The organism is Homoserinimonas flava (assembly GCF_054969005.1).
Genome location: NZ_JBUEQS010000001.1, coordinates 957,739 through 981,437, shown reverse-complemented (window position 1 = coordinate 981,437; position 23,699 = coordinate 957,739). Strand labels below are relative to the sequence as shown.

Here is a 23,699-nt window from a genome sequence, read left to right as displayed (position 1 = left end):
GCTTTGTCGCACGCCGCCGGAGACCCCGGCGGACGATCATCCCGCGACGGGGAGGAAGACGCGCATCGCGCTGGGGCCGCGTTCGGCCCAGCGGTAATAGGGAACGAGGGCGACCGTGCGGGTCTCGAGCTCATTCGCTGGCGCCGCATCCGCGCCAAAGGGCAGCTGCCCGACGTCGCGCTGGGCGGGAGGTCGGAGCGCGAGCCGAACCGTGGCTCCGTCGCCCGCCGTCACGGGGTCGCAGGCGGTATCGATCGCCACGTCCTCGAGTTCGATGTCGCCGCCGAGGTCGGTCGACTCGAGGCACAGCACGAGCGGTCCTCTCTCGACCGCAACCGTTCCGCGGAGCGCGTCGATGCGGTGGTCCGGCCAGGTCAGCCGGGGTTGCAATGCCAGGTGCAGGGTCACGGTCTCGCCCGGCGTGAACACCCGCTCGACGTCAGCCCAGCCGGGCTCGACGGCGTGGGTGCCGTCCGCCGTCACGATTTCGGCGCCGGTCGCCCAGTGCGGCACCCGCAGGCGGAGAGTCATCGCAGTATCCAGGGCCTCGACCACCTCGAAGCGAATCGTGCCATCATGCGGATACTCAGTTGCGACTCGCAGGAGGCACTCCCCCGAGCCCAGCACAGCGCGCACTTCACCGGAGCCGTACTGCAGGATAGAGAGCACGTCGTCCTCGACGGCGGCAGTGTACGCCTGAAGTGAGGCCAGCGTACGAGCCACGTTGGTGGGGCAGCATGAGACGTCAAACCATGGCGCTCGAATACCGCCCTCGGCGCGCATGTGCACATCCTCCTGCGAGACGTCCTCGCCCACCGTGCGCTGCTGCAGCGGGTTAGCGTAGAAAAAGGCACGGCCATCGGTGCGGGGCGATGTCGCCACCACGTTGAAGAGCGTTCGCTCGATGAGGTCGCAGTAACGGACATCGCCCGTCGCCAGATAGAGACGCCACGACAGCATGACGGATGCCACGCCCGCGCAGGTCTCGCAGTATGCCCGGTCGGCGGGCAGCTCCCAGTCGTCGCCGAAGCCCTCGTCCTGGTGCCGGGAGCCCATGCCGCCCGTCAGATAGGTGCGCCGCTCGACCGTGCGAGCCCACTGCCGTTCGAGCACCTGCAGCAGTTCGGTGTCGCCCCGTTCGACGGCCACGTCCACGGCGCCTGCCGAAAGGTAGAGCGCTCGCACGGCGTGGCCCCTCAGCGCTTCAGCATCGCGGACGGGAACATCGTCTTGAAAGTAGGCGGCAGAGAGGAGGGGCCGCACCGCGAGGGACCCGTGCCCGCGGCGCTCAATGAAGACGTTCGCCTGCTCCACGTATCGCGGCTCAGCGACGGCACGCCCGAACTCGGCCAGGGCGACCTCAACCTCAGGGTGACCGCAGATCGCCTCCGTGCCCCCCGGCGCGAAGACTGAGCAGATGTGATCCGCCACCCGCCGCGCGATCGCCACTAAGGGGTCGTCGCCCGACGTGCGTGCGCGGGCGACGGCGGCCTGGAGCAGGTGTCCGGCGCAATACAGCTCGTGTCCCATCGACATGTCGGAGTAGCGAGGGGGCAGGCCCGGGTGCCCGAAGGCCGTGTTCAGATAGCCGTCGGCATCCTGCGCCGCGGCCACTCGGGACACGAGGCTGTCATAGGTGGCGCGGAGCGTCGGGTTGTCTTCCCTGGCCAGCTCCCACGCCATCGCTTCGAGAAGCTTGTAGACCTCCGAATCGGAGAACTCCCATCCGTCATGCCAGGTGATCGCCTCATCTTGGGCGACGCGGTCGAAGTTGGCGAGCCAGCCTAGGCGTTCCATCCATTCGAGACAGTGGCCGATCGTGGCGTCGGCGTTGACGGTTTGGCGGGAGCCCCAGAATCCATCACGGTGGAGGCTCACCTCGGTGACGGAGGCGCCGCGGCGCGCGGACGACGACGGTTCGACCGGCGCCGGGTGACGAGAGGGTGTCACGGTTCAGTCCTTCACTGCGCCGGCGGTGACCCCGGCAGCGACGTATCGTTGGGCGATCACAAGGAGGATCGCGGCCGGGATGGATGCGACGACGGCGGTGGCCATGATGGCGTTCCACTGTGTCGTGTTATTGCCGATGTAGGCGTAGATGCTGAGTGTCACCGGTGTCATGTCGCCGTTGCGGTTGAGCGTCGACGCGAAGATGAAGTCCGACCACGCCCAGAGGAACGCGAAGAGCGACACTGTCAGTACCGAATTGCGGCTCAAGGGCAGCACTATGGAGATGAAGCTACGCCACGCACCCGCGCCGTCGATGCGTGCCGCTTGGAGAAGCTCCTTGGGCAGTCCGCTCATGAATGCCGTGAGCAGGAGGACCCCGAAGGGCACGGCGATCGTAGTGTCGGCGAGGATTAGCCCCCAGACTGAGTTGAGCAGGCCGAGACGCACATAAATCGCATAGAAGCCCATCGCCATCACGACCGCCGGAATCATCTGGGCGACGAGGAGGATGAAGTTGAGACCTCCCCCGCCGCGCAAGCGGAGCAGCGAGATCGCGTAAGCCGCGGGAGCCGCGATCGCCACCGTGAGCACGACGCATCCGAGGCCGATCAACAGGCTTGTGCCGAGCGCGGGAAGTTGCTGCCGAAACACTGCCGCGTACCCGTCGAAAGTCGGGTCAAGCGGCAGGATGCTCGGCGGATTGGCGCGCAGGTCCCCGGTGCGCGTGAGAGAGACATTGATCATCCAGTAGACCGGGAACAGCATGATGGCCGTGAAAAGTATGCCGAGGGCGGTCTTCCACCAGGAGCGTCGGGTGGTCATGAGTTCGCCTGTCGACGCTGGATGCGGAGGTAGATAACACCGAACACCAGCGCGACCACGATGAGCAGATTCCCCACGGCTGCGGCGGGCGACAGATCGGGCTGGCCGGTGCCGAAGGCCTCTCGGTAGGACCAGATGGCGAGGGTGGTCGTGGAGTTGGCGGGTCCGCCGCCGGTCATGATCCAGATGATGTCGACCACCTTAAGCGTGTACACGAGGCCGAGCAGGAGGGTAATGGCGGAGACGGGGCGGAGGAGAGGGAGCGTGATACTCCAGAACTGACGCCACGCTCCGGCACCGTCAAGGGACGCGGCCTCATAGAGATCGGCCGAGATGCCTTGTAGCCCCGAATAGAGGATCACCAGGTTGAACGGGATGCCCAACCAGATGTTCGCGATGACCACCGCGATGAGGGCGGTGTCTGGTGAGGTCAGCCAGTTGATCTGGCCGATGCCGAAGGCCTGGAGAAAGGAGTTGACGATTCCGCTGTCGCTGTTGAGCATCCACGACCACATTGAGCCCGACACAATGAGCGGGAGAAGCCATGGCACGAGGAACAGGGCGCGAAGCACTCCGGAAAGCCTGAAACTACTGCGGAAGAAGACGGCAAGGGCGAGGCCGATCACGTACTGGAAGGTCAGCGACCCGAAGACGAACACGGCGGTGTTCCACGATGCCTGGCCGAAAAGGGGCGAGCTGATGACGTCGACGTAGTTGCTGAGCCCGACGAACTCGGCATTCCCCTGCACGAACGCCCTGATGGTGTAGTCATGCAGGCTCAGGTCGATGCTGCGCACCAGCGGGTAGGCATAGAAAGCGAGAAGGTAGGCGATGAGCGGAGCCGCGAAGCCGACGGCGACCCACCGGGAACCGTGCCGGCTCGAGCGGCGACGCTGGCCGGGCGGAACCACGACGGACATCGTGTCGGTCGCGGGCGGGACCATGGCCTGCGTGGACGAGATCGACATCATTTCCTTCCTGTGCTGGCGGTGGGGACGAGCCGATGGGCCCGCCCCCACTGCCGGGCTAGTCGCCGGTTTCGGCTTCGGCAGCCGCCTGAGCAGCCTCGAGTGCCTCCTGCGGGGTCTGCGCCCCGGAGAGGGCACTCTGCACTGCCGTCCAGAGCTGCTCCGAGATGAGCGGGTAGTCCGTCCCGAGGTTGTCGCTCGTACGGCCCTTCGCGGCTTGCACAGCGGTGACCCACGTCTCCAGCTCGGGGTTCTGCTCCAGCAGTGCGTCCTGGCCGTCTGCGGTTGGCGGGATGTAGTACGCGAACGTCGTCGCGGTCTCCACGAAGCCCTCCGCCGTCGTCATGCACTCCACGATCTTCACGGTCGTGTCGTACCGCTCGGCGTCCTCCTGCACTGGGGTGACAATGAACTCGCCGCCAGTCGGCGCCGGTGCAGGGCCACCGTCACGGGCGGGAATCTCGATCACGCCAGTCTCAAAGGGGGCATCCGCGGCACTGTTGACCTGCCAGGTTCCGTTTTCGACGAAGGCGAATTCCCCCGTGAGGAACTCCTCCCACGTGGTGTTCTGCGAGTTCCCGATGACCGAGTTCGGTGCGAGGCCCGCGTCGAGCCAGCCCTTCCACAGTTCGAGCGCCTCGACGGCCTCGGGCGATGCGAGGTCGGTCAGTTCGGCCCCTGCTCCCCAGAACCAGGGGAGGAACTGGAAGGACCCCTCTTCCGTGTTGATGCCGGCGAAGGTGATGCCGCGGCTGCCCGCCGCAGACACCGCTTCAAGCGCCGAGGTCAGCGAGGCCCAGTCGGTGATCGACTCGGGGTCGACGCCCGCCGCTGCGAGGATATCGGCGTTGTAGTAGAGGGCGAGCGTGTTCGCCCCGATGGGGATTCCGTATGTCTCGCCGTCGAGCTCGCCGGCGGCCAGCAAGTTTGCGTCGATGTCGGATGTGTCGAGGCCGAGCTCCTCGACAGTGGAAAGCATGCCGGTCTCCGCGAGTGTCGAGACGGCGGGATTGTCGAGCAGGATGATGTCGGGCGACGTCCCCTCCTGGGCGGCCAGCAGCGCCTGGTTGGTCAGCGAGGTGGTGTCGTAGGCGGTGCGCTCGATCGTTACCCCGGCATCAGTGGCGCAGGCCTGTACGCGCTCCTCCCACGCGGATCCCTTCTCGTGCTGGGGGTATGGGTCCCACCATGTGAATGTGCTGGAGGCTGCGCCGTCGGAGTCTCCCCCGGTCGAACAGCCGACGAGAGCACCGACGGCGACGGCCGCGGTGGCGATTGCGAGCGAACCTCGCAGGGATTTCGTGATCATAGTTCCTCCTTGAACAGTGGCTCGATGGGTACGGGCCTGACGGATCATCCGGTCAGCGACCGGGCGATGGTGGAGCGGTGCTGCCTCTTTCGTTGATGACGGGGGATATGAGGGAGACGACGTAGGGACCGTCGGCGGGAACGCGGCCCTCTATGCGGTCGACGAGTTGTTTGACGGCGCGTCGACCGAGTTGGTCGGCCGCGCTGTCAATTGCCGAGAACGGCAGCGAGAAGGTGCGGGCGAAGTCGTCCGAGTAGCGTCCGATCACCGAGATGTCGTCGGGCGTCGTGAGCCCGCGAGCCTGAAGCACGCTGGGCAGGGCCGCCGCGGCCGCTTCATTGTTGAGGAGCAGCCCGGATGCCGCGGGGTGAGCATCGAGGAATGCGTTGATTTCCCGGCCGATCTCAGGTTGGTTCGACGAGCCGAAGTACGTGTGGAGTGTCACGCCGAGCTCCGCCGCGCGCTCGGTGGCCGCATTGGCGAGGCGCCACACGTAGGCACCGCCGCGTTCGACCACGTGTTCGGGCTGTGACACCAGGATGAGTTCGCGATGCCCCAGCTGGTGCAGACGGTCAACCATGAGGCGCCCGGTCGCCGTGAAGTCGAGGTCGAATACATCGACGCCGCTGGTGTCGCTCGGGAGGCCTACGAGGGCTCCCGGATGCTGGGCGTGACGGAGAGACTGGAGGCGGTCGTCATGCTCTGCCACGTTCAGCAGTACGAACCCGTCGACCATGCGAGAACCGGAGAGGCGCTTGAGCGCTCGTACGCCATCCTCCTCGGAGACGAGCAGCGTGTCGTAGCCGAGCTCCCGAGCCATGTTGGTCACACCGAGGATGTATTGGAGCATGGCGGGTGCGAACTCATCGTCCAGGAAGCGGGCGAGTAGGCCCAGCACCTTGGTCTGGGACGTGGCGAGGGCTCGGGCCCCGGCGTTCGGCGTGTACCCGAGTTCGCGGACCGCGTCCTCCACCTTGTGACGCACGGCGTCCGAGATCGCCCGCTTGCCAGACAGGGCGTAGGAGACCGTGCTCCGGGATACTCCGGCAATCCGCGCAACGTCGCCGATGTTGACCACAGCATCCTCCAGATTCTCCATCGAACCGGTTCGAAGCGTCGAACCGGTTCGATAGTATCCGACCAGTCGCCGGTCCCACAAGAGGCAGTCCGAGCCGCTTGGGAACGGCGCACAGAGCGTGATCCCAGGGCTGTGGTCGTCCTTTGGGCCTGGATCTTCACAGGGATGTGCGGCATCCGGCGGGATAGCGTTGCTCGCATGAGAATCGTCGTCACCGGTGCCGCCGGAAAACTTGGGCGCGTCGTCGTCTCCCATCTCCATGCGAGTGGGCATGAGGTCGCCGCGATCGATCGCGTGCCTGCCGATCTCGGGGTGCCGAGCACGATCGTGGATCTCACCGACTTCGGCCAGGTCATCGCCGCCCTGACCGGCGTGCACGACCGCTGGAGTCGGCCCGACGCCGTGGTGCATCTCGGCGCGATCCCGGCGCCTGGGCTCACCACCAACGCGCACCTGTTCGCGAACAACGTCGTCTCGACCCACAACGTATTTGAGGCGGCGCGCGTCGTCGGCATCAAGAAGATCGTGTGGGCATCGAGCGAGACGGTGCTCGGGCTCCCGTTCGAGACCCCTCCCCCGTACCTGCCGGTTGATGAGGAGTACCGGGTGCGCCCGGAGACCTCGTATTCGCTCGGCAAAGCCGCCGAGGAGGAGCTCGCGGCGCACTTCACCCGCTGGGACCCCGAACTCTCGCTCATCGGGCTTCGCTTCTCAAACGTCATGCTGCCCGAGGAGTACGCGACGTTTGACTCGTGGCAGGATGACCCCTCGCAGCGAGCCTGGAACCTCTGGAGCTACATCGACGCGCGCGACGGCGCCGAGGCAGTGCGCCTCGCCATCGAGAGCGACCTCAAAGGGTTCGAGGCATTCATCATCGCTGCCGCCGACACCGTGATGCGCCGGTCGAGCGAGGAACTCATCACCGGTGCGCTCGCAGACCTGGAGCGCAAGACGCCCGTGGAGGGACGCGCGTCACTGTTCTCGATCGAGAAGGCGCGGCGGATGCTCGGGTTTAGGCCCGCGCACTCCTGGGTCGACGAAGTGGCAGGCTGACAGCGGCGCGGCTCTGGCCTGCTCTCGCTCGAGCGCGACCTGAGCATCGAGCCGGCCCAGCAGGCGGTGACGATAGCGTTGACGAGTATGGAGACTGCACGCGCAGGGGACGAACTACCATCGGATGCTGTCGGTTGGCACCTGCTCGACGAAGCAGACACCTTCGAGCGCACCGAATCGGGGCCTGACGGCCTGACAGATGCCGACGCGAGGGCGCGTGTCGAGGTGCAGGGCCCCAATGAACTCGCGTTCAGCGAGGCGAACCCGTGGTGGAAGGTGCTCGCGCGCCAGTTTGCCAGCCCGCTGATCGGCATCCTTTCGGTTGCGGCCCTCATCACACTGCTCCAGCAGCACTGGGTGGATTCGGTCGCGATCGTGCTGGTGCTCGTCATCAACGCCTCCCTCGGGTTTGTGCAGGAGCGCAAGGCGGAGCGAGACGTGCGGGCACTGCAGACCCTCACCACTCCGCACTGCCGCGTGCTTCGCGATGGTCGAGATGAGGTGCGCGATACGCGTGACCTGGTGCAGGGCGACCTGGTGCTGCTCGAGAGCGGCGAACGGGTGCCAGCCGATCTGCGCCTGGTGGTGGCGAACGCGCTGCAGGTCGATGAGTCGATGCTGACTGGCGAGTCGTTCACAGTTACGAAACACAGCGGCGTGCTGCCGGCCGGAACACCAGACAGCGAGGCGACGAACATCGCGTTTGCGGGCACCTTCGTTTCGAGCGGTCGCGGCCGGGGTGTTGTGGTCGAGACGGGCCCGCGTACGGCCCTCGGCAAGATCAATGCCCTTGTGCAAGGGCCGGCCACGGTCACGCCGCTGCAGACGCTCACGCACGCCCTCGAGCGACGCATTGGCCTCATCGTGCTCGCCGCCGTCGTGTTCGTTTTCATCGCGGGTCTCGTGCTCGGCAACGACCTGTCCACGATGTTCCGCACGGCGGTCGGGCTCGCGGTCGCCACCGTCCCGGAGTCGCTCCCCATCGTGCTCACGGTCGCGATGAGTCTTGGGGTGTCGAGGATGGCGAAGCGCAATGCGATCATCCGCACGCTCCCGGCCGTCGAGACCCTCGGGTCGACGGATGTGATCGGCTCAGACAAGACCGGAACGCTCACGCAAAACCGGCTCACCGTCGAACGGCTTTGGACGGTCGCGGGCGAGACCGACCTCACCGGGCGTGGCGCACACGAACGAGACCACGGCGAGCTCGCCGAATGGGTGCTACGCGTGGGGGCGCTTACAAACGAGGCCACGCCCTCGGCAGAGTTAGAGAACGAGTATTCGGGCGACGCGGTCGACGCCGCGATGGCGCGGGTCGCGGTGCTGTGCGGTGCCATCACCGAGCAGGAGCGGTCTGCCGAACCGCTCGCCCACCAGCCCTACGAGCCAGCGCTGCGCTGCTCACAGACGGTGCATCTCGACGCGCAGGGGCGACGCATCCTCTCGGTGAAAGGTTCGCCCGAAACACTGCTCGAAGCATCCATCATCATGGCCGGCCCCCACGGTGACGTGCCACTCGACCGCGACCTCGTACACGCGGCGAATGAGCATCTGGGCAGAGAAGGCCTCAGGGTTATCGCGACCGGATGCCGCGAGCTCGCGCCCGACGAGACCCTCGAGGGCACGCTTCCGCCACCATCCGGACTCACCTTTGTCGGGCTGGAGGGGCTCACCGACCCACCTCGTGAGGGCGTTGCCGAGTCGATCGCCGCGTGCCGCCGCGCTGGGCTCAAGGTCATGATGATCACGGGTGATCATCCGGTGACGGCGATGGCCATCGCCGAGAGGCTTGGGCTCGACACCAGCAAGGCCGCCCTGACAGGTGTCGAGATGGGCAAACTCGACGACGATCTTCTGACCGCGCGTCTGCGGCAGACGAGTGTCGCCGCGCGCGTGTCACCGCACGACAAGCTCCGCATCGTGGAGTGCCTCATGCGGGCGGGGCACGTCGTCGCCGTCACGGGAGACGGGGTCAACGATGCGCCGGCGCTGAAGGCCGCATCGATCGGTGTCGCAATGGGGCGCTCCGGCACCGATGTTGCCCGTGAAGCCTCCGATCTGGTGCTCACGGACGACAACTTCGTCACCATCGTGAGTGCTGTCAGGGAGGGGCGGGTGACGTTCTCGGCCATCCGCAAGACCACCTACTATCTCCTTTCGACCGGTGCCGCGGCCCTCGTCGCCGTCGCGCTCAGCGTGTTCGCCGGCACCCCGCTGCTGTTCTTGCCGGTGCAACTGCTCTGGGTGAACGTAGTCACCAGCGGTGTGCAAGACATCGCGCTCGCGTTCGAGCCCGGTGAGGGCGACGAACTCGAACGACCGCCACGAGACCGCACCGAGGGGCTGCTCTCGCGCACCCTGTGGTTCCGGGCAGGCATCACCGGGCTTTGGATGGCACTGTGGGTGTTGCTCGGCTTCGTCGTGGCACTGCGGCTCGACTATGACCTCGATCATGCGAGAAGCTTCGCGCTCACACTGTTCGTGATGTCGAACTTCTTTCAGGTGTTTAGCTCACGCGCGGAATACAAGTCGGTGTTCCAGCTTCGGCTCCTGAGCAACAAGCTTCTGCTGTTCACCGCATTGGGCGCAGTTGCAGTGCACTGGGGTGCCATGACGTGGCCGCCCAGCGCCGCAGTGCTCGGCCTCACGCCGATCAGTCCCGTCGAATGGCTCATCTGCGTTGGGGTTGGCTCGACCGTGCTCGTCATCGTGGAGGCAGAGAAGGCCGTCCGTCGGTTCGCGCACCGCAACGACACACCGTGAGGGCAGTGATCGGCCCGCGACTGTAGATGTGGAGCCCTCCCGGGACAACCTTCACCGACACCGTGCTGCCGTCTGGCCGTGGCGGTTCGGCCTCCGACACTTCGCCGTCATGGCCGAAGCGTGGTGTGTCACCGTCGCTTGGGCGCATCTCGAAGTGCACACTGTCGCTCGTGAATGACTCGATGGTCTCGAACTTCACACGCCAGGGCAGCCTGTCGAGCAGGGCGGATGCTCGCTGGCCGAAGACCAGCGCGACGAGCCCGCGAAGCCGCGACATCCGGCCGAACGCGTGCAACACCCGCACGTCGAGCACGCCATCGTCGAGGCGGCGACGCTGCAGCGGCACCATTGAGGCCGAGGAGTTCTCCCCCGCTGCGACCGCGACCGACCACACCCTCGCCTGCCGTCCGTCGATCGTCACCTCGATCGTCTCAGCCCGTGCGAGCACGCGCACGCCAGCGATTACGGCGGCAATGGGCTTGCCGAGGCGCTTCTCCATCGTCTCCCGCTCCGCAACGAACGCCGGGTAGACGCCGACGGATGCCACGTTCAGCACGGTGATCGCATCCTCGTCGTCGATGGCGAGCTCGGCAACATCCACTCGCCGTCCGGCACCGGCACGCAGCGCCTCGATGCCGTGCTCGATCGTCGGGATGCCGGCGGTGCGCGCGAAGTGATTGAACGTGCCGCCGGGGAGGACGAGCAGTGGCAGGCCGACGCGCCGTGCGACATCGGCGGTCGCGGACACGGATCCGTCGCCGCCGCAGACGCCAATCACCCGTGGTGGTGTCGGCGATGCCAGAGCCTCACCCACGAGCTCGGCGATGTCGTCCCCCTTGCTGAGGATGTGCAGATGGGCACCCGGCAACTCCTCGGAGAGCAGCTCGACCGGGTCGGGGCGGCGCGGGTCAATGCCAGACGAGGGATTGACGAGGATAAACGCGCCCGCGCCATCGCTGAGGGCGGGCAGTTCAACGGCCGGAGCCGAATGCTCGGGCTCCTCGCGGGGGCGGGCGGGCACGAGCGTCCGCCCGACGACGGCGACCGCAGACCCGAGTGCCGCGCCGCCGATCACATCGGAGAACCAGTGCGCGCCCGTGTGGAGGCGCGAATAGGCCACCGCCGCGCCGAGCGGGGCGAGGGCGGCGCCCGTCCGGCCGGACTCGAGCGCGACCCCCGTGACGAACGCGGCGGCGGAGGCGGAATGGCCGGACGGGAACGATGCGGAAGTCGGAAAGCGCTTGAGGCGCCGCGGGACCGGCACATCCTTGAGGAGGGGGCGGTCGCCGCCGAAGATCTTCTTGCCGACAAGATTCGCGAGCGCGCTCCCGACAATGAGCGACGCCACACCGCGGACAGCGCCACGGCGACCCGAACCGCCGACGACGTACAGCACGAATGCGATTGCGATCCACAGCACGCTGCGGTCTGCGCTGCGGGAGAGCCGCGCGAAACCGCGGTCCAGGCTCGGCAGATGACGGTGGCCGTTGACCTTGCGAGAAACGCGAGAGTCGAGCCGACGCACCCAACGCGGCAGGATCGTGAACCGGCGCAGCGCCGTGAGCGGTGTTCGAAAAGGGCGCATGCGTGCAGCGTATGACGACGGCCGCCGAATGGTCAGGGGGCAATCGCCGCTCGGTAGCGCGCGAAGCGTTGGCGTCGAGTGAATGGCGCAGCACCAGTCGCGCTGGCCACCTCCCTAGGCTGGCGTCGCTGCGTTCAAGCGCAGCGCATCCGCCTCCTCCCACGTTGTTGGCCCGTCGGCGAAGGCGCCGCGGTACGCTGCCGCCGGATGCCGCTCGTTGAGGTGCGCGCTGCCGAAGAGCTTCTCGCGGAGCGTGCCAGGTGCGTAGTCGCTCTGCGCGAGGCCGCGCTCCCGAAGCACCGGCAGCACCTTCTCGGCGAACTCGACGAAGGAGCCGGGCAGCACCCAGTTGATGACATTGATGCCGTCGACCCCCGCATCCTGCCACTCTTCGAGGTGGTCGGCGATCTGCTCGGGTGTGCCAACAACGCGGTTCACGTTTGCCCGCAGTCGCACGAGGTCACCGAGGGTGGGTTCGTGGTCGGGGAACGCGAGGGGTGCCCAGTCGATGAACCCTTTCGCGGTGTTGGTGTCGAGATCTTTGAGCAGCGTGTTCTCGTCGTAGACCCGGCCCGTTTTGTCGACGAACGCCGAGTGTGCGAGAAACCCTTCGATGCTCACGTGCTTGTCATATTCGGCGGCCTTTGCCTGGGCCTCCTCCTCGGTGTCGCCGATGATGAAGCTGAGGCCGGGAAAGAACTTGATGTCTTCGGGGCGTCGACCGTACTGCTTCGCAAGCGCGCGTGTCGCCGCGATCTGCTTTGCCGCAATGCCTGGGTTCGCCGCGATGATGAATACGGCTTCGGCATTGCGCGCCGCGAAGTCAGCCCCCGCACCCGAGGAGCCGGCCTGGAACAGCAGCGGGGTACGCTGCGGCGACGGCGACGGCAGGTGCGGGCCCTCCACCCGGTAGCGCGGCCCCTCGTGATAGATCTTGTGCACCTTCGACGCGTCGGCATACACCCCCGCCTCTTTGTCTTTCAGCAGGGCACCCTCATCCCACGAGCCCTCCCACAGCTTGTAGGTGACGTCCACATACTCTTCGGCCCAGCGGTAGCGTTCGGCGTGGTCGGTGAGTCGCGGCAGCCCATAGTTGCGGGCGCCGTTGTCCTGCGTGCCCGTCACGATGTTCCAGGCCACGCGCCCTTTCGAGATGTGGTCGAGCGTCGACACCTGCCGGGCGAAGTTGAACGGATGATTCTGCATCACGTTCGACGTGAGGGCGAGCCCGATGTTCGTCGTGGAGACGGCGAGGGCGCCGAGCAGCACGGTGGGGTCGTTGCTGGGGATTTGGAGACCGTGGCGCACATACGTCTCGAAGTCGGCATCCGAATCGCCGTACACGCCGGAGACGTCGGCGAAGAACATGGCGTCGAACTTGGCTGCCTCGAGGATGCGCGCGAGTTCGATCCACGTGTTCACGTCGTTGAACTCGGTCTGACCGGCGTCGGGCCTGCGCCACTGTCCGTGCTGGATATGCGAGTTCGTGTTCATGACGAACGCGTTGAAGTGGAGGGGGCGGCGTGAGGTGCTCATGCGATTCCTTCGTTCGTGAGATCGTTCGTGACGTCGTTGATGGTGGGGAGCGCGCCGGTGGGAAGGGCGCCGATGGTGGGTAGTGAGCTGAGCAGCTGCTGCGTGTACGGATGCTGAGGGTGCGAGAACACTGACTCGGCCGGGCCGTGCTCGACCACCCGGCCGTCTTTCATGACGAGCACGCGGTCGCTCATGTGGCTGATGACGCCAAGGTCGTGCGAGATGAAGAGGTAGCTCAGCCCGTGTTCGCGTTGCAGGTCGACGAGCAGATCGAGGATTTGTGCCTGGATCGACACGTCGAGGGCCGACACTGCTTCGTCGAGCACGATGATCTGTGGTGACGATGCGAGGGCTCTCGCGATCGCGATGCGCTGGCGTTGCCCGCCCGACAGGTGGAGAGGAAAGCGCTGAAGCACGGTCGATGGCAACCCGACCTGCGCGACGAGCTCCTGCACCCGGGCGCGTCGGAGGGCGGACGTGCGGTACTGCGAGGCTGGGACGGCGTCGAGGAGGATGCGCTCGGTGTTCCAGCGTGGGTCGAACGAGCTCAGGGGGTCTTGGTAGACGACTGAGACGGTGTTGCGGAGTCGGCGTCGCTTCGATTCGGGCAGCCGCAGCCAGTCGTGTCCGAGGAGCGAAACGTCGCCAGCATCTGCGGTTTCTAGCGCGGCCGCGATGCGAGCGGTGGTGCTCTTGCCTGAGCCTGACTCGCCGACAATGCCGAGCGTCTCCCCGCGTTGGAGGGTGAACGATACGTTGTCGACCGCAACCGTGGCAGAACCGTCTGGTGTCGCGAACCGCTTCACAAGGTTGCGCGCTTCGAGCACCGGCCCCTCTGTGGTGGTCGGCGTCGCTGGCGCCGCCGTGGTTGGCCGCACGGCGGGCTCCGGCGCGAGCCGCTGTCCTCTCGTGTCGGCCCCCGGCACCGCACTGATGAGCCGCTTCGTATACGGATGCTGCGGGGCGGTGAGAATCTGCTCGGCACGGCCCTGCTCGACGACGACTCCCCCGCTCATGACGAGGATGTGGTCGGCGAGCTGCGCAACGACCGAGAGGTCGTGGCTGATAAGCACGATCGAAACCCCGCGCTCCTTCATCTGCTCAAGCAGCGTCAGTACCTGTGCCTGCACCGTCACATCGAGCGCCGTCGTCGGCTCGTCCGCGATCACAATTTCGGGGTCGAGCGCGATCGCCGAGGCGATGAGGGCCCGCTGCCGCAGACCGCCCGAGAGTTCGTCCGGGCGCTGCCGCGCGCGATTCTCCGGCGACGGGACCCCCACACTGCGCAGCAGGTCGATCACTTTGCGCCGGCGGGAGGTGCGGTCACCCCATCCGTGCAGCGCGAGCGACTCTTCGATCTCCTTGCCGACGGGCCGGAGCGGGTCGAGGGAGACGAGCGCATCCTGCAGCACGAAGCCGATGCGGCGGCCACGGATTGCCCGCCACTGTCTGGGTGTCACCGTGCTGAGGTCATCGTTGCCGAGGCGGAGGCCCGCAGCATCCACCACCGCATTGGCGCCGGTGAGCCCGACAAGGGTGCGTGCGGTGACGCTCTTGCCAGACCCTGACTCTCCCACGATGGCGACGCACTGGCCCTCCAGGAGGTCGAACGACACATCGCGCACCACCGGCGTGACGCCGTGTTGGCCGCGGAAGCCGACGCTGAGCGAGTCGACCGATAGTCGCACCGCCGGTGTCGGCCGTTGGATGCGGATGCCGGGGGCATCGAGTTCGAGGAGTGTCATGCCGAACCTTTCTCGAGTCTGAGTTGCAGGATCTTGCCGAGGGTGGTCGCCGCCAGAGCAAGCGACACGATGACGAGGCCGGGAATAACGATGAGCCACCCCGCCTGCGTCACATAGCTGCGACCGGCGTCGAGCAGGGCGCCCCACTCCGATGACGGCGGTGCGACGCCGAGCCCGATGAACGCCATCCCAGATGCCCACACGATTGACTGCCCTATGAGCATCGTGAAGAGGGCGACGAGTGGGCGGAACGCATTGGGCAGGATGTGCTGTTTGAGGATGACGCCACGCGAGTGGCCGAGCGCGAGGGCCGCCTCGACATAACCGGAACCTTTTGCCGCAAGGATCTGACCGCGCACCATGCGGGCGTAGCCCGGCGCGCTGCCGACCCCGACCGCGAGGATGAGGGTCGTCGCAGACGCGCCGAGGATGGAGACGAGCAGCAGGGCGAGCAGCAGCGTGGGGAACGCGAAGAGCACCTCGATAACCCGGTTTACGGTGCCGGCGACGAACCGACCACCAAGGCTCGCGAGTGCGCCGAGAATCACCGCGAGCACAAGGCTCACCCCCGCAGCACCCAGGCCGATCGCCAGAGACTCTCTCGTGCCGTACACGACGCGGCTATAGAGGTCACGCCCCGATTCGTCGGTGCCGAACCAGTGCGAGAGCGACGGGGACTGGAGCGAGCTGGCATAGTCCATCGCAAGCGGGTCGTGGGTGGCGAGCAGGCCGGGGGCGATCGCGGCGATCGCGAACACCGTGAGCGTCGTGACCGCCGCGATGAGCCCGACGGGCGCGGTGCGACGGGTCCGCGTCGTGACAGCTGTCGTTGGTGTATCGATGACACTCATGCGCGCTTCAACCTCGGGTCGATGACGATGTAGGCGGCGTCGACGAGGAGGTTCGCGACGACATAGAGCGCCGCCACGATGACCACCACGCCGGTGACCACCGGGAGGTCTTGTGAGTCGACCGCAGTGATGAGCACCCGGCCGATCCCTGGACGGGTGAAGACGGTCTCCACGATGACGGCACCAGAGATCGTTGCGCCGATCGCCCATCCCGAGAGCGTCACCGCTGGCAGCACGGCATGGCGCAACACGTGACGTACGCGGATTGCGAGGTCACCCATGCCGCGCATCCGCGCCGATACGACGAACGGCTGCGCGAGTGAACGTTCGAACTCGGTGCGGGTGGCCTGCCCCATGAACCCGGCGAGCGGAATCGCGAGGGTGAGTGCCGGGAGCACGAGACCGTTGAGCCCCGTCCCCCCGATCACGGGAAACCAGCCAGCACCGAGCGCGAACACGAGCAGCAGGATGATGCCCAGCCAGTAGGGCGGCAGCCCCGCCGTGATCGTGTCGACAGCCGAACCAAGGGCGCTCACGCGTGGTGATCGCCCGGCCGTGAGCGTCACCCAGACCACCATGAGCAGCCAGGCGATCGCGATCGCGGCGACGGTCAGGGTGAGGGTCGCCCCGAGCTGTTCCGCGATGATCGCGAGCACCGGCCGGTGCTGCTGGTAGGAGGTGCCGAGGTCGCCTCGCACAAGCCCAGCGATGTAGTCGAGGTATTGCACCACGATCGGATTCTCCAGGCCGTACTCCGCATTGATGGGCGCAAGCTCCTCTTCGGTTCTCAGCTGCGTATTGCCGGTGCGCACATTGAGGATCGCGGTGGCACGGTCGCCCGGGAGCGCGATCTGCGCGAGGAACGTGACAGTCGCAGCCCCGAAGAGCACGACCGCAGCGCCAACGATCTTGTCAACGAGTAGCCGTCTATTCGACAAAATACGCGTCATGGAAGACCGGCCCTCCCTGCGAGTGCTCCTGCCAGACGCCCTTCAGGCTCGGGTTCACAGCGAGAGTGCTGAGCCGCGCATAGATGCCGACGGAGAGCGCACGGTCAGCGATGTACTCCTGCGCCTCCCCATAGAGCGCATTCTGCTCATCGAGGTCGACCGCGGAGTTCGCCTCCACGATGAGCGACTCGAGCTCGGGGTCGTTGTAGAACGCCTGGTTCCACAGGTTCGGGGAATCCGGCAGATCCTGTCGCCAGTTGATGTACTGGATGCCGGCATTGACCGAGGTCCAGTAGCCCACCGAGATGTCATAGCCATCGACCCCCGAGTATTCGCCGGATGCTGCCGCGCTCGCCGGAATCGGGATGAGGTCGACCTTGAATCCAGCGTCTTTCGCCTGCTCCTGCACCCCCTGCAGGATGGCGGCGCCGTCGGCGTTGATCGTGCGCCCAGCGGCATACGGGAACCGGACCTCGAGCACCGCACCGTCCTTCACGCGGTACCCCTCCTCGTTGCGCTCAGTCCACCCGGCGTCGTCGAGGAGTTCATTGGCGCGGTCGAGGTCATACTCGTAGGTGTCGGCAGCCTCCTGGCTGTAGCCGGGGGTCGCCTGGCTCACAGCACCATTCCCCTCGTACGGGATGACCCCCTTGCCGATCGTCTCGACGATCGTCTCGCGGTCGAGGCTGTAGACGAAAGCCTTGCGCAGGTCCTCATCGACAAAGACGCCCTTCGCCGTGTTGAACGTGATCTGCTGCGGTCGACCGGGGGTGATGTACTTGTGGAGCTCGTACTCGCTCTCGTCGAGCCCGGCCCACTCGATGGCAGGCACGTCGTAGATCGCGTCGGTCTCGCCTGCGCGAAGCGCCGAAACCCGTGTGGTGGCGTCGCCGATGAACTTCCAGTCGACCGTCTCGACATAGGCGGGGCCATCGTGCTGTGCGTTCGCCGGCGGCGATGTGTAGTCGTCGTTGCGGTGCAAGAGAATGTTCTCGCCCCGGTTCCACTCGCCGACCGTGAACGCCCCTGAGCCGATCGGGCTCGCGCAGTTCTCCTCGTCAGTGCGGGTCTCAAGCGCGACCTGCGACTGGATGCCGAAATACGCCTGCGTGAGATTCTGGGCAAAGAGAGGGTACGGCTTCGCGAGCGAAACCTGCACGGTGAGATCGTCAAGGGCGACCGCCGAATCGTAGTACCCGTCGAGCCAGACCGCTGCGGTGCCGTTGCCACCCGCACTCCAGTACTCGAAGTTGTAGACGATCGCTTCGGCATCGACCGGAGAGCCGTCCGTAAATGACACCCCCTCCTTCAGGGTGAAGGTCCACGAGAGTTGATCATCGGAGACCTCCCACGTTTCAGCGAGCCACGACACGATCTCATGGTTTTCGTCGAGCGACACGAGGTTGTCGAGCACCTGATATGAGAGGTAGGCCTGCTCGATCCAGCCCCCATATACGCACGCCGGCTCCTGCTGGTGGCCGTAGATGATTGTGCCACCATCGACGCGCTGTGCGTCGGCGTCGGGTTGCGCGACAACGCTGTTTGAGCATCCGGTCATCACCAGCATGCCCACCACACTGAGGGCGACGATGGAACGTGGTGACGAAATTCGGGACATGGGATGTGCCTCTCGTGATGCGGCGAGCGAAGACCCCCGGCGGGGATGCATCGGAGCCTAAGGCGGCATCACGGAGGCATGCACGAGCGGACGACCACGTTCGTAACGCGGCGATACGCGGAGAAATATTCGACGAAGGGGTGGCGATCGAGCGGAGGATCTGCCTCGGCTAGAGGAACATCAGCACGATTCCGGCGATGGCGGCGGCGAGGCCGACGCTGCAGAGGGTGAGCCCAAGGATGCGAAGACCCTTGCCGTCGTGCTCGGGAGAGTCCAGGCGAAATCTGTTGAGTCGACGCGCGTGGAACCACAGCGGCACGTCCCCCGCTGGCCAACCGGCGTCATCGGGGTGCAGCTCAGCCTCCCGGATTTCGCCGGCCCGGTCATACCAGCGCGCTACCGCGCCGTCTGGGGTGTGCACAATGAGCCCATCGGCAGCGATCCAGCGTCGAGACCAGGCTTGCAGCGCGAGACCGAACGCAAGCATGATGCCACCGCCGATGAGGCCGAGATAGGTGAGCACCTCCGCGAGGAGAGAGAGCGTCTGCACGAGGTCCATGGCTCAGCCCAGGTAACGGCCGGGTCGGTGGTTCATCGCGAGGATGAGATTGAGCACGACGACGCCGACGACGGAGGCGAGCACAATCGCGACGTCGGCAACCAGCAGCGCGGCGAGCACGATCGCTGCGTCGAACGCGAGCTGCACGAGCCCGGCACTCCAGCCGAAACGCTGGTGCAGGTACACGACGAGGATGCCGAGCCCGCCCGCACTCGCGCGATGCCGGAACAAGATGAGCATGCCCATGCCCATGAGCACACCCGCGAGCACGCACGCGTACAGCGGCTCGATGCGCTCGATCGAGAAGAACACGGCGTGCAGCTCGGTGAACACCGACACGAGCACGACCACGATGATCGTCTTCACCGTGAACGCCCACCCCATGCGCACGAGTGAGAGCACATAGAACGGGATGTTCACAACGAAGAAGGCGAGCCCGAACGGCCAGCCGCTCGCATAGCTGATGAGAAACGATGCACCGGCAAGGCCACCAGTGACGGCGCCGACGGCCTGCAACAACACGACGCCAAACGAGAGAAGCACTGCACCAACGACGAGGGCGATGCCGTCTTCGGTCGGGCGGTGCGGTCGCACCGTGAGGGCCGCTCCTTCCATCGCTCCAGGCGATGCATCATCCGGCGCGCTCATGCGACGAAGAGCAGAGTGATGATTGAGCGCACCTCGCGAGCCTAGCAACGCGGCCGAGGTGACGGGCGCATGAGAGTGCTCTCACATACCGCCCAGGCAACGGATGTCCCGGCTAGCGTCGATCATCACGAACGGCATTTCGTGTGGCATGACGAGTGGCGTCACGAGTGGATCAAAGGGGATTCGAATGAGAACAACCACAACGCTGCGCCGGGTCGCAATCGTGACCGGTGTCGGGCTCATCGCGAGTGTCGGACTCACCGCCGGGGCGCTCCCGGCCGGGGGCAAAGGCGGCGGCCACAGCAACGGCAAGAACAAGAGTCTTGTCGAAGCGGTCACAGTCGATCGTGTCCTTGAGCATCTCGACGCCTTCCAATCGATCGCGGATGCCAATGGCGGCAACCGCCAGTCCGGCACCGCCGGATACACCGCGGCAGCCGAATACGTCGAAGAAGAGCTGCGCAACGCGGGGTACGACCCCGTGCGTCAGCCCTTCAGCTACGACCAGTTCGTGGAGGGGACTTCGGCATTCGAGCAGGTCAGCCCAAACCCCACCACCTACGTCGACCAGAGCGATTACGACGTCATGGAGTACTCGGGCGCTGGGGACGCCACTGCGGCGATCGATCCGGTCGATCTCGCGCTCGACGGCGATCGTGCCTCCACAAGCGGGTGTGAGGTCGAGGACTTCGCTGACTTCACCGCCGGAAGCATCGCCCTCATGCAGCGCGGCGCCTGTGCTTTTGGCCAGAAGGCGGCGAATGCCGTTGCAGCCGGTGCGAGCGGCGTCATCATCTTCAACCAGGGCAACACTGAGGAGAACCTCCCGGTGTTCGCCGGCACCCTTGCGGCGCCGCAGTCGGCGGCACCAGCGGTCGGCACGAGTTTCGCGGTCGGCGAGGCACTCGCGCTCGCGGCCGTCGACGGTGAGGTTGTCGTGCGGCTGCAGGTCGAAGCATCCGTGCGCACGGTTGAGACCTTCAATGTGATCGCCGACACCAAGCACGGCAACCCCGACAAGACGGTGGTCGTCGGCGGACACCTCGACAGCGTGGGCGAAGGTCCCGGCATCAACGACAATGCGAGCGGTATCGCCGCAATCCTCGAGACCGCGATTCAGCTCGCCCAATCAAAGGGCAAGCCAAAGAACACCGTGCGGTTCGCCTTCTGGGGCGGCGAGGAGGACGGGCTTCTCGGCTCGACCCACTATGTGTCGCAGTTGACTGACGCCGAGATCGAGCAGCATGCCGCGAACCTCAACTTCGATATGGTCGGCTCGACCAACTTCGTGCGCTTCGTCTACGACGGTGACGGGGATGCTTTCGGCACGGCCGGGCCAGACGGTTCAGCCGAGATTGAAGCCCTCTTCACCGACTGGTTTGCGTCGCAGGGGCTCGCGTCTGCGCCGACCGAGTTCAGTGGTCGCTCGGACTACAAGGCGTTCATCGACGCCGGGATCCCCGCGGGTGGGCTGTTCTCCGGTGCCGAGGGCATCAAGACCGAAGAGGAGGCAGCCCTCTTTGGAGGGACCGCCGGGGAGGCGTACGACGCCTGCTATCACAGCGCGTGTGACACGCGCGAGAACATCAATGAGGAGGGCCTCGATCAGTTTGCCGACGCGATCGCACACTCCACGGCCACCTACGCCGATGTCAAGAAGACACCGGGCAATGGCAAGGGCTGGGGCAACGGCAAGGGACACGACAAGGGCAAGGGCAACCATCGCGGCCACGACCACGACGGTCAGAATGACCGATCCTAGGCAGGTCGATGACCTACGGGCGCCCGTCCACGATGCCGACGAAGCGCGAGCCGATGCCGTCGATCTCGCTGCGAGCGAGACCGTCGCCCGGCGTTGGTAGATCGAGAGGTGAATGCTCGGCACACGAGAGGTACGAGAACGCCGGCCACCACTTTTTGGGTCGCGCCGACTCCTCAAATCCGCACACGTCACAGCGCAGCTGCACCCAAACGGGTCGCCCCCCTGACGGTCGGTTGCTGCGAGACTGCACGAGCCACGCCGGCGGGTCTGACTCGAACCTGGCGAACTCCTCCTCGGTCATCCGGGTGGGGAGGGCATGGCGCCGGGCCATCTCGAGCGGAATGTCGAGCCGGAGTGCAGCCTCGTGTCGCGTAATCATCGAGCCAAGGTTACCGGCAGTGCTGCTGGGGCGGTGCCGATGCGAGAATAGCCCGATGCCCATCACTCCCCCGCCGTTCGGACTGCTCCTCGATGTTGACGGGCCCATCGCGAGCCCGGTGACCCGCACGATCGCCATTCCGCAGATCGTGACGGACCTTGTGACGCTGGCAAACGCGGGCATCCCGGTCGCCTTCATCACTGGCCGCTCCGATGTGTTCGTGCGGGAGCAGGTCGTCGCCCCCATCCATGCGGCCGGTCTCGACCCCGATGCCGTGATGTTCGCCGTCTGTGAGAAGGGCGCGGTGTGGTTCGAGATCGGCGCCGAGACAACGTCGGAGAGTGAGACGGATGCCGCACTCGCGTTTGCACAGTCAGCTGTCGATGCGGTGCGCGGCATCACCGAGCACTACGCCGACGCGATGTTCTTCGACGAGACAAAGCGCGCCATGATCTCGGTCGAGCAGCGAACCGACGTCGAAGCAGACACCTACCGGCCGCGGCAGACGGAGTTCGAGTTGGCCGCCTACCATGCGCTCACCGGCCTCGGCCTGGGGGTTCGCTACGGCGATCGCAGCACGAGCGACGCCGACGGTGCCGTGCCCTATCGCATCGACAGCACCATCATCTCGACCGACATCGAGTCAGTGCGGCTCGACAAAGACCATGCGGCAGAGCGGGCCCTCGCATTCTTCAGCGCGAGGGGCCCACTGCCGCCGGCGTGGCGCTCGGTTGGAGACTCGCGCAGCGACTACCGCATGGCCGATCACACCCACGCGGCGGGATATGACACCGCGCACGTCGACGTGCGCCCCTCAGACGGCGTGCTCGATCGGCCCTACCCGATCATTGAGATGGGCGATGTGATCCACGATGAGGCCGGTGCGAAGTTCTTGCGACAGTGCGTGGGGTCGCTCGAGTCGTAGCCTCCGGTCAGTCTTCGCGAGCTCCGGACATCCTGGGGATGTCGATCTCATCGCGATCGACGTCAACATCGCCCTCGTCATCTTGGCCGCCCGTGCCGGGAAGCACGTTCACCTTGCTCTCATCGACGGCGCCATCGTCATTACCCACCGCCGTGCTCTCGCCCAGCGGAGACCGCTGCAGCTCTTCGGTCTCCCGTTCACTGCGGGGGCTGTCGGTCGAGTTGCCGTCGACTTCGGTGCTGTCACTTTCGATGCGGTCGTCATCGTGTCGTGCGCTCATGCTGGCTCCCTCGCGTGCGTCAGACGACACTGTTGCGCCGTTGCACTCCACGAAACCACTCCCCGTGGCACCCGGCATCCGGCGGCCTCACAGCTTGCAGCGCCCCTGACAGCGTGCAGCGGCGCGGTTCAGCCCGCGTCGAGGATGGGACGACGCAACGGTCGACGGGCCACTCGTTCGGCCGCACGCCACCGTGCGCGCCGTCGATGTAGCGGCTCGCCGCGGTACCCATGCACGACCGTGACGCAGCCCCACCAGACCCGACGGGCCATCGCCGCCGGCGACGACAGTGGCCTGGCAGAGATTCCCACCGTGAGGCCACGATCGACCACGACGAGCACGTCGGGTTCGAGCTGGATGCTCATCGCCATGTCATCGTGCAGCGTGCGAACGCTGCGATCCATGCGCTCGCGGATGCCCAACCACACGTCGGCGTGCATCGCGAGATTCGAGCAAAACAGCGGCGGATGCCCGAGCAGCAACTCCATGAGGCGAAAGTAGGCGGCGAGGTAGACGTGTCGGCCGAACCAGCGCACGGGGGCTGACGCACCGTAGAACTCGCCAAACCCCGTGACGGCAGCCGGCGTGCCTGCTGCCGCGAGGGATGCCTCCACCCGCTCGAGCCAGTCCGGGGCCGGAACAGAATCGGCATCGAGCCGAGCCAGGATGCTGCCCGTCGCGGCATCAAAGCCTGCTGCGGTAGCGCTGAGCGGCCCCCGCACCGCCTCGTGCACCACGGTGGCGCCGGCGTCGCGAGCGACCTGTGCCGTGGCATCCGTGCTGCCGTTGTCGACAACGATGATCTCGTCGGCCGCTCGGGTTTGCGCCTGGAGTGCGGCAAGGCAGTTCGTGAGAAAGCCCGCGTCGTTGAGCGACGGGATGATGACGCTGATGCGTGGCGCTGTTGTCATTGTCGGG

At 66.1% G+C, this 23,699-nt stretch carries 20 protein-coding genes; 4 read left to right on the top strand and 16 right to left on the bottom strand.

Going from position 1 to position 23,699, the window contains the following annotated elements; translation table 11 throughout:
* Positions 1-36: 36 nt before the first annotated feature.
* The 5 genes from ACY48M_RS04645 to ACY48M_RS04625 are packed head-to-tail and all read right to left on the bottom strand — an operon-like array spanning position 37 to position 6,148.
* Positions 37-1,950, bottom strand: a complete 1,914-nt coding sequence (locus ACY48M_RS04645) for a glycoside hydrolase family 127 protein (protein ID WP_462819058.1) — start codon at positions 1,948-1,950, stop codon at positions 37-39.
* 3 nt (positions 1,951-1,953) lie between these two features.
* Positions 1,954-2,772 (bottom strand): carbohydrate ABC transporter permease, encoded by an 819-nt coding sequence (locus ACY48M_RS04640; protein ID WP_462819057.1) that lies wholly within the window; start codon positions 2,770-2,772, stop codon positions 1,954-1,956.
* Positions 2,769-3,740, bottom strand: coding sequence for a carbohydrate ABC transporter permease (locus ACY48M_RS04635; RefSeq protein ID WP_462819056.1), 972 nt, complete (start codon positions 3,738-3,740; stop codon positions 2,769-2,771). The genes ACY48M_RS04640 and ACY48M_RS04635 overlap by 4 nt, the downstream gene beginning before the upstream one ends.
* 58 nt (positions 3,741-3,798) lie before the next feature.
* Positions 3,799-5,049, bottom strand: coding sequence for a sugar ABC transporter substrate-binding protein (locus ACY48M_RS04630; RefSeq protein ID WP_462819055.1), 1,251 nt, complete (start codon positions 5,047-5,049; stop codon positions 3,799-3,801).
* Positions 5,050-5,101: 52 nt separating this feature from the next.
* A complete protein-coding gene (locus ACY48M_RS04625; protein ID WP_462819054.1) occupies positions 5,102-6,148 on the bottom strand; it encodes a LacI family DNA-binding transcriptional regulator in 1,047 nt (348 codons plus the stop codon).
* Between the two features lie 177 nt (positions 6,149-6,325).
* On the opposite strand from ACY48M_RS04625, the gene ACY48M_RS04620 reads away from it, so the two are divergent.
* Both ACY48M_RS04620 and ACY48M_RS04615 read left to right on the top strand, forming a co-directional pair.
* The gene (locus ACY48M_RS04620) at positions 6,326-7,180 is read left to right on the top strand and encodes an NAD-dependent epimerase/dehydratase family protein (RefSeq protein WP_462819053.1); all 855 of its coding nucleotides are present in this window, start codon (positions 6,326-6,328) and stop codon (positions 7,178-7,180) included.
* 87 nt (positions 7,181-7,267) lie between these two features.
* Positions 7,268-9,943 (top strand): cation-translocating P-type ATPase, encoded by a 2,676-nt coding sequence (locus ACY48M_RS04615; protein WP_462819052.1) that lies wholly within the window; start codon positions 7,268-7,270, stop codon positions 9,941-9,943.
* On the opposite strand, the gene ACY48M_RS04610 is transcribed toward ACY48M_RS04615, so the two are convergent.
* The 8 genes from ACY48M_RS04610 to ACY48M_RS04575 all read right to left on the bottom strand — a co-directional run bounded on the left by ACY48M_RS04610 (position 9,885) and on the right by ACY48M_RS04575 (position 19,435).
* A complete protein-coding gene (locus ACY48M_RS04610; RefSeq protein ID WP_462819051.1) occupies positions 9,885-11,528 on the bottom strand; it encodes a phosphatase PAP2 family protein in 1,644 nt (547 codons plus the stop codon). The genes ACY48M_RS04615 and ACY48M_RS04610 overlap by 59 nt on opposite strands.
* A gap of 114 nt (positions 11,529-11,642) precedes the next feature.
* On the bottom strand, positions 11,643-13,064 hold the full coding sequence (locus ACY48M_RS04605; RefSeq protein ID WP_462819050.1) for an NtaA/DmoA family FMN-dependent monooxygenase: 1,422 nt from the start codon (positions 13,062-13,064) through the stop codon (positions 11,643-11,645).
* The gene (locus tag ACY48M_RS04600) at positions 13,061-14,809 is read right to left on the bottom strand and encodes a dipeptide ABC transporter ATP-binding protein (protein ID WP_462819049.1); all 1,749 of its coding nucleotides are present in this window, start codon (positions 14,807-14,809) and stop codon (positions 13,061-13,063) included. The genes ACY48M_RS04605 and ACY48M_RS04600 overlap by 4 nt, the downstream gene beginning before the upstream one ends.
* Positions 14,806-15,660, bottom strand: a complete 855-nt coding sequence (locus tag ACY48M_RS04595) for an ABC transporter permease (RefSeq protein ID WP_462819048.1) — start codon at positions 15,658-15,660, stop codon at positions 14,806-14,808. Before ACY48M_RS04595 ends, ACY48M_RS04600 begins: the two co-directional genes overlap by 4 nt.
* The gene (locus ACY48M_RS04590) at positions 15,657-16,598 is read right to left on the bottom strand and encodes an ABC transporter permease (protein WP_462819047.1); all 942 of its coding nucleotides are present in this window, start codon (positions 16,596-16,598) and stop codon (positions 15,657-15,659) included. The genes ACY48M_RS04595 and ACY48M_RS04590 overlap by 4 nt, the downstream gene beginning before the upstream one ends.
* On the bottom strand, positions 16,588-18,228 hold the full coding sequence (locus ACY48M_RS04585) for an ABC transporter substrate-binding protein (protein ID WP_462819046.1): 1,641 nt from the start codon (positions 18,226-18,228) through the stop codon (positions 16,588-16,590). Before ACY48M_RS04585 ends, ACY48M_RS04590 begins: the two co-directional genes overlap by 11 nt.
* A gap of 169 nt (positions 18,229-18,397) precedes the next feature.
* Positions 18,398-18,787 (bottom strand): sortase, encoded by a 390-nt coding sequence (locus ACY48M_RS04580; protein ID WP_462819045.1) that lies wholly within the window; start codon positions 18,785-18,787, stop codon positions 18,398-18,400.
* Between the two features lie 3 nt (positions 18,788-18,790).
* Positions 18,791-19,435, bottom strand: a complete 645-nt coding sequence (locus tag ACY48M_RS04575) for a YitT family protein (RefSeq protein ID WP_462819044.1) — start codon at positions 19,433-19,435, stop codon at positions 18,791-18,793.
* A gap of 187 nt (positions 19,436-19,622) precedes the next feature.
* Here ACY48M_RS04575 and ACY48M_RS04570 point away from each other — a divergent pair, with 187 nt between their 5' ends.
* On the top strand, positions 19,623-21,197 hold the full coding sequence (locus ACY48M_RS04570; protein ID WP_462819043.1) for a M28 family metallopeptidase: 1,575 nt from the start codon (positions 19,623-19,625) through the stop codon (positions 21,195-21,197).
* A 13-nt stretch (positions 21,198-21,210) separates the two neighbouring features.
* Here the strand turns inward: ACY48M_RS04570 and ACY48M_RS04565 are convergent, their stop codons facing one another.
* Positions 21,211-21,576, bottom strand: a complete 366-nt coding sequence (locus tag ACY48M_RS04565) for a hypothetical protein (RefSeq protein WP_462819042.1) — start codon at positions 21,574-21,576, stop codon at positions 21,211-21,213.
* Positions 21,577-21,631: 55 nt separating this feature from the next.
* On the opposite strand from ACY48M_RS04565, the gene ACY48M_RS04560 reads away from it, so the two are divergent.
* Positions 21,632-22,501: a Cof-type HAD-IIB family hydrolase gene (locus ACY48M_RS04560; RefSeq protein ID WP_462819041.1), complete on the top strand. Its 870-nt coding sequence runs from the start codon at positions 21,632-21,634 to the stop codon at positions 22,499-22,501.
* Between the two features lie 7 nt (positions 22,502-22,508).
* Here the strand turns inward: ACY48M_RS04560 and ACY48M_RS04555 are convergent, their stop codons facing one another.
* Positions 22,509-22,781, bottom strand: a complete 273-nt coding sequence (locus tag ACY48M_RS04555; RefSeq protein ID WP_462819040.1) for a hypothetical protein — start codon at positions 22,779-22,781, stop codon at positions 22,509-22,511.
* Positions 22,782-22,909: 128 nt separating this feature from the next.
* Positions 22,910-23,692: a glycosyltransferase family 2 protein gene (locus tag ACY48M_RS04550; protein WP_462819039.1), complete on the bottom strand. Its 783-nt coding sequence runs from the start codon at positions 23,690-23,692 to the stop codon at positions 22,910-22,912.
* Between the last annotated feature and the right edge of the window lie 7 nt (positions 23,693-23,699).

Bases quoted from the DNA above. Each gene is read 5' to 3' on its own strand.
- ACY48M_RS04625 (WP_462819054.1), bottom strand. From the start codon at position 6,148: ATGGAGAATCTGGAGGATGCTGTGGTCAACATCGGCGACGTTGCGCGG.
- ACY48M_RS04560 (WP_462819041.1), top strand. From the start codon at position 21,632: ATGCCCATCACTCCCCCGCCGTTCGGACTGCTCCTCGATGTTGACGGG.
- ACY48M_RS04555 (WP_462819040.1), bottom strand. From the start codon at position 22,781: ATGAGCGCACGACACGATGACGACCGCATCGAAAGTGACAGCACCGAA.
- ACY48M_RS04570 (WP_462819043.1), top strand. From the start codon at position 19,623: ATGAGAACAACCACAACGCTGCGCCGGGTCGCAATCGTGACCGGTGTC.
- ACY48M_RS04630 (WP_462819055.1), bottom strand. From the start codon at position 5,049: ATGATCACGAAATCCCTGCGAGGTTCGCTCGCAATCGCCACCGCGGCC.
- ACY48M_RS04640 (WP_462819057.1), bottom strand. From the start codon at position 2,772: ATGACCACCCGACGCTCCTGGTGGAAGACCGCCCTCGGCATACTTTTC.
- ACY48M_RS04585 (WP_462819046.1), bottom strand. From the start codon at position 18,228: ATGTCCCGAATTTCGTCACCACGTTCCATCGTCGCCCTCAGTGTGGTG.
- ACY48M_RS04550 (WP_462819039.1), bottom strand. From the start codon at position 23,692: ATGACAACAGCGCCACGCATCAGCGTCATCATCCCGTCGCTCAACGAC.
- ACY48M_RS04575 (WP_462819044.1), bottom strand. From the start codon at position 19,435: ATGAGCGCGCCGGATGATGCATCGCCTGGAGCGATGGAAGGAGCGGCC.
- ACY48M_RS04600 (WP_462819049.1), bottom strand. From the start codon at position 14,809: ATGACACTCCTCGAACTCGATGCCCCCGGCATCCGCATCCAACGGCCG.
- ACY48M_RS04580 (WP_462819045.1), bottom strand. From the start codon at position 18,787: ATGGACCTCGTGCAGACGCTCTCTCTCCTCGCGGAGGTGCTCACCTAT.
- ACY48M_RS04635 (WP_462819056.1), bottom strand. From the start codon at position 3,740: ATGTCGATCTCGTCCACGCAGGCCATGGTCCCGCCCGCGACCGACACG.
- ACY48M_RS04605 (WP_462819050.1), bottom strand. From the start codon at position 13,064: ATGAGCACCTCACGCCGCCCCCTCCACTTCAACGCGTTCGTCATGAAC.
- ACY48M_RS04565 (WP_462819042.1), bottom strand. From the start codon at position 21,576: ATGATTACGCGACACGAGGCTGCACTCCGGCTCGACATTCCGCTCGAG.
- ACY48M_RS04615 (WP_462819052.1), top strand. From the start codon at position 7,268: ATGGAGACTGCACGCGCAGGGGACGAACTACCATCGGATGCTGTCGGT.
- ACY48M_RS04620 (WP_462819053.1), top strand. From the start codon at position 6,326: ATGAGAATCGTCGTCACCGGTGCCGCCGGAAAACTTGGGCGCGTCGTC.
- ACY48M_RS04610 (WP_462819051.1), bottom strand. From the start codon at position 11,528: ATGCGCCCTTTTCGAACACCGCTCACGGCGCTGCGCCGGTTCACGATC.
- ACY48M_RS04595 (WP_462819048.1), bottom strand. From the start codon at position 15,660: ATGAGTGTCATCGATACACCAACGACAGCTGTCACGACGCGGACCCGT.